At 72.2% G+C, this 3,843-nt stretch carries 3 protein-coding genes; all 3 read left to right on the forward strand.

The features are described 5' to 3' along the window. Positions 1–133: 133 nt before the first annotated feature. The 3 genes from ACFTZL_RS42420 (at position 134) to ACFTZL_RS42430 (ending at position 3,824) form a co-directional block, all read left to right on the forward strand. Complete coding sequence (locus tag ACFTZL_RS42420; protein ID WP_382595220.1) at positions 134–1,222, forward strand: glutamate--cysteine ligase; 1,089 nt, start codon at positions 134–136, stop codon at positions 1,220–1,222. A gap of 154 nt (positions 1,223–1,376) precedes the next feature. Then, on the forward strand, positions 1,377–3,275 hold the full coding sequence (locus ACFTZL_RS42425) for an AMP-dependent synthetase/ligase (protein ID WP_382595222.1): 1,899 nt from the start codon (positions 1,377–1,379) through the stop codon (positions 3,273–3,275). Between the two features lie 114 nt (positions 3,276–3,389). Beyond that, complete coding sequence (locus ACFTZL_RS42430) at positions 3,390–3,824, forward strand: ATP-binding protein (protein WP_382595224.1); 435 nt, start codon at positions 3,390–3,392, stop codon at positions 3,822–3,824. The last annotated feature ends 19 nt before the right edge of the window (positions 3,825–3,843 follow it).

Here is a 3,843-nt window from a genome sequence, read left to right on the forward strand (position 1 = left end):
CGGGGGCGGTGCGCTCCGTGACCCCCCGCGCACCCCCCGGGTGCCCCCCCCGCGGGGGGGGGGCCGGGGGGGTCGACCCCCGGGGATAAGCGGGTGGCCCCCCGCGGCAGGGTCGCAGAAGGGCGGGCATCAGGTGCGCACCGTCGGAGTGGAGGAGGAGCTCCTCCTGGTCGATCCGGAGACCGGCGAGCCCCGGGCGCTGTCCGCGGCGGTGCTCGCCCACGCGGAGCGGGACGACGCGGATCAGGACGTCTTCGAGAAGGAACTCCACGAGCAGATGCTGGAGTTCGCCACCCATCCGCAGTCGTCCATGGAGAGCCTGCGCGCGGAGATCGTCCGCTGCCGCAAGGAGGCCGCCCGGCACGCCGGGGAGATCGGCTGCACCGTCGCGGCGCTCGCCACCTCCCCGCTGCCCGTCAGCCCCGCCATCAGCGTCAACCAGCGGTACCAGTGGATGGCGGATCAGTACGGCATCGCCACCCGGGAGCAGCTCGTCCTGGGCTGCCATGTGCACGTGGCCGTGGAGTCCGACGAGGAGGGCGTCGCGGTCATCGACCGGGTGCGGCCCTGGCTGCAGGTGCTGCTGGCGCTGAGTGCGAACTCGCCGTTCTGGCAGGGCCATGACTCGGGGTACAGCAGCTATCGCAGCCGGGTGTGGCAGCGCTGGCCGTCGGCCGGTCCGACCGAGATCTTCGGCTCGGCCGAGCGGTACCACCGGCTGGTCGCGGAGATGGTGGCCACCGGGGCCGTCCTCGACGACGGGATGATCTACTTCGACGCGCGGCTGTCCCGGCAGTATCCGACGGTGGAGGTGCGGGTCTCGGACGTCTGTCTGCGCTCCGGCACGGCCGCGCTGGTCGCCACCCTCGTCCGCGGGCTCGTCGAGACCGCGGCACGCGCGTGGCGGGCGGGCCAGGAGCCCCTCGACCACAGCGTCAGCCTGCTGCGGCTGGCCCACTGGCAGGCCGCCCGGTCCGGCCTGACGGGCGAGCTGCTGCACCCCGCGACCATGCGGCGCATGCCCGCCGAGGCAGTCGTCCGTGCCCTGCTGGACCATGTCGGTCAGGCCCTCGCGGACACCGGTGACTTCGAGCGGGCCCGGGCCGCCTGCGAGGAACTGCTGCGGGAGGGCAACGGCGCGCAGGTGCAGCGCGCGTTGATGGAGCGCACGGGCAGCCTGCGGGACGTCGTCACCGAGTGCGTCCGCCACACACAGGCGTAAGGCGTCCCGCCCGTCCTTCGGTCACGCCGAGATCATCAGCGGTGTCACTTCCGTATTTCCCGACCCCGAAGGGTCCCGACTCGACTACATTCGAGCACCGCCGATGACGGTACCCGTCGGCAATGTCACACCCCGTACACGTCAGGAGCAGTGCATGCGCGAAACGGCCCTCGCTCCACCGGCCTTCTCGCCCCTGACCGGCGGGCTCGCCGACAGCGTCTTCGAGACGGCGGACCGCGAACCCACCCGGCCGATGCTCGCCCGCCGCACCGACCCCGCCTCCGCCGTCTGGGAGGAGGTGACGGCGATCGAGCTGCGCGACGAGGTGGTGGACGTGGCCAAGGGCTTGATCGCGTCCGGCATCGCGCCGGGCCACCGCGTGGCGATCATGGCGCGCACCCGGTACGAGTGGACGGTCCTGTGCTACGCGCTGTGGGCCGTGGGCGCCGAGGTCGTCCCGGTCTACCCGTCGTCGTCGCGCGACCAGGTGGAATGGATCCTGCGGGACTCCGGCTGTGTGGCCGTGGTGGTGGAGGACGAGCTGGGCGTCATGACCGTCGGCTCGGTGTGCGCGGCGCTGCCGCTGCTGAGCCACGTCTGGCAGCTTGACGCGGGAGCGCTGGAGGAGCTGACGGTCCGCGGGGAGTCCGTGCCGCTCGCCACGGTCGACTCGATGCGCCGCATCGTGCTGCCGGACTCCACGGCCGTCATCGCCTACACCTCCGGCACGACCGGCCACGCCCTGGGCTGCGCCCTCAGCCATCGCAACCTGGCCGGGCCCTGCGACACGCTGCTGGCCGGCTGGGGTCAGACGGCGGCATCGCGCGGCGAGCAGGGCTCCGTGCTGGCGTTCCTGCCCTTCTCCCACGTGTACGGGCTCATGATCCAGGGCCTGTGCGTGCGCGGCGGCCTGCTGATGGGGCACCAGGCCGACCTCGGCGGGGAGGCGCTGTTCTCGGCGCTGCGCACCTTCCGGCCGACGTACTTCTACGCGGTCCCGTCGGTCTTCGAGAAGATCTACAAGAACTTCCTGCGCACGGCGCAGCAGGGGGGCCACGGCGGACTGTTCGAGCGGGCCGCCGGGACGGCGCGGGACTTCGCCGCGGCCCTGGAACGCCAGCGGCTGGGCAGGGGCCGCGGGCCCGGTTTCGATCTGCGGCTGCAGCACGCCCTCTACGACCGCACGGTGTACCGCCGGCTGCGGGCCGCGCTGGGTGGCCGGGTGCGGCGGGCGACATCCGGCGGCTCTCCCCTCAGCCGCGACCTGTCCCTCTTCTACGAGGGCATCGGCATCTATGTGAACGACGGCTACGGCCTGACGGAGACCAGCGGCGGGGTGACGATGCAGCCGCTGGGCCGGGAGAAGTCGGGGACCGTCGGGCAGGCGCTGCCGGGCACGGAGATCCAGGTCGCCGACGACGGGGAGATCCTGGTGCGCGGCCCGTCGGTGTTCCAGGGGTACGTGGGTGACGACGCCGGTACCCGGGCCGCGCTGCGCGGCGGCTGGCTGGCCACCGGTGACCTCGGGCGACTGGACTCGGAGGGCTATCTGACGATCACCGGCCGCAAGAAGGACATCATCATCACGAGCAGCGGCAAGAGCGTCGCCCCGGCGGCCCTGGAACAGCGGCTGCGGATGCACCCGCTCATCCACCAGGCGGTGGTGGTGGGCGACAACCGGCCCTGTGTCGGCGCCCTGATCACGCTGGATCCGGAGTTCCTGGCGCACTGGCGGGCGGCGCTGGCGCTGCAGGGCGAGATGCGGGAGGCCCGGGAGGAGAACGCGCTGCGGGAGGAGGTCGCACGCGCCGTGGGCGCGGCCAACAGTGCCGTGTCGCGGTCGGAGTCGATCCGGGTGTTCCGGGTGCTGCCGGAGCCGTTCGACGTGACCAACGGGCTGCTGACGCCGTCGATGAAGCTGCGCCGCGACGAGATCGTGCGGCACTACGCGGCCGAGATCGACGCGATGTACGAGTCGCGCAGGCGTCCCGGGCGGCCGAGCAGCCCGGAGGATCCGTCGCACTGGGAGGACTCGGACAACGTGTTCCGTTGAACGCGGACCGGACGCGTAGTCCGCGCTCGCACGGGAACACGACAGTGGCGACACCAGAGAAAGGACCACAGCCCTGACGACAGCCCTTGCTGACGACCGGGCCGGAAAGGCGATATGTCAACCGAGCCGCGTGGGGACGACGCACTGACCTCCGAGGACATCCCGAGCCGCACGAACAGCTTCGTGGGCGAGCCGCACGACGTGACCGGTGCGCGGCTGGCCGCGGAGGGCTTCTTGCGTGACCTGGCACGGTCCTCGCCGCCCTCTGCCCCCGAGTACTGGGACGACATCCTGTTGGTGGTGACGGAACTGGCCGCCAACGCGGTGCAGTACGCCCCGGGTCCGTTCGCGCTGCGGATGCGCCGGACCTTCGACGGGGTGCACGTGGTGCTGCACGACTCCAGCAGCACGGAGCCCGCGCCGCGGCCCTTCGATCCGCGCAGCGGTGGCGGCGGCATCGGCTGGCACCTGATCCACACCTTGTGCGACCAGGTCAGCGTGGTGGCCGACGAGCGCGGCAAGGACGTGCACGTGTTCCTGCCCTGGTGAGCCGGGAGCGTCACGGGCG

Origin of the sequence: Streptomyces sp. NPDC056948 (assembly GCF_042674225.1) — a bacterium.
GTDB lineage: Bacteria > Actinomycetota > Actinomycetes > Streptomycetales > Streptomycetaceae > Streptomyces > Streptomyces purpurascens.

What these genes read in the sequence shown, in the direction of transcription:
- ACFTZL_RS42425 (WP_382595222.1), top strand. Translation starts at nt 1,377, where the DNA reads ATGCGCGAAACGGCCCTCGCTCCACCGGCCTTCTCGCCCCTGACCGGC.
- ACFTZL_RS42430 (WP_382595224.1), top strand. Translation starts at nt 3,390, where the DNA reads ATGTCAACCGAGCCGCGTGGGGACGACGCACTGACCTCCGAGGACATC.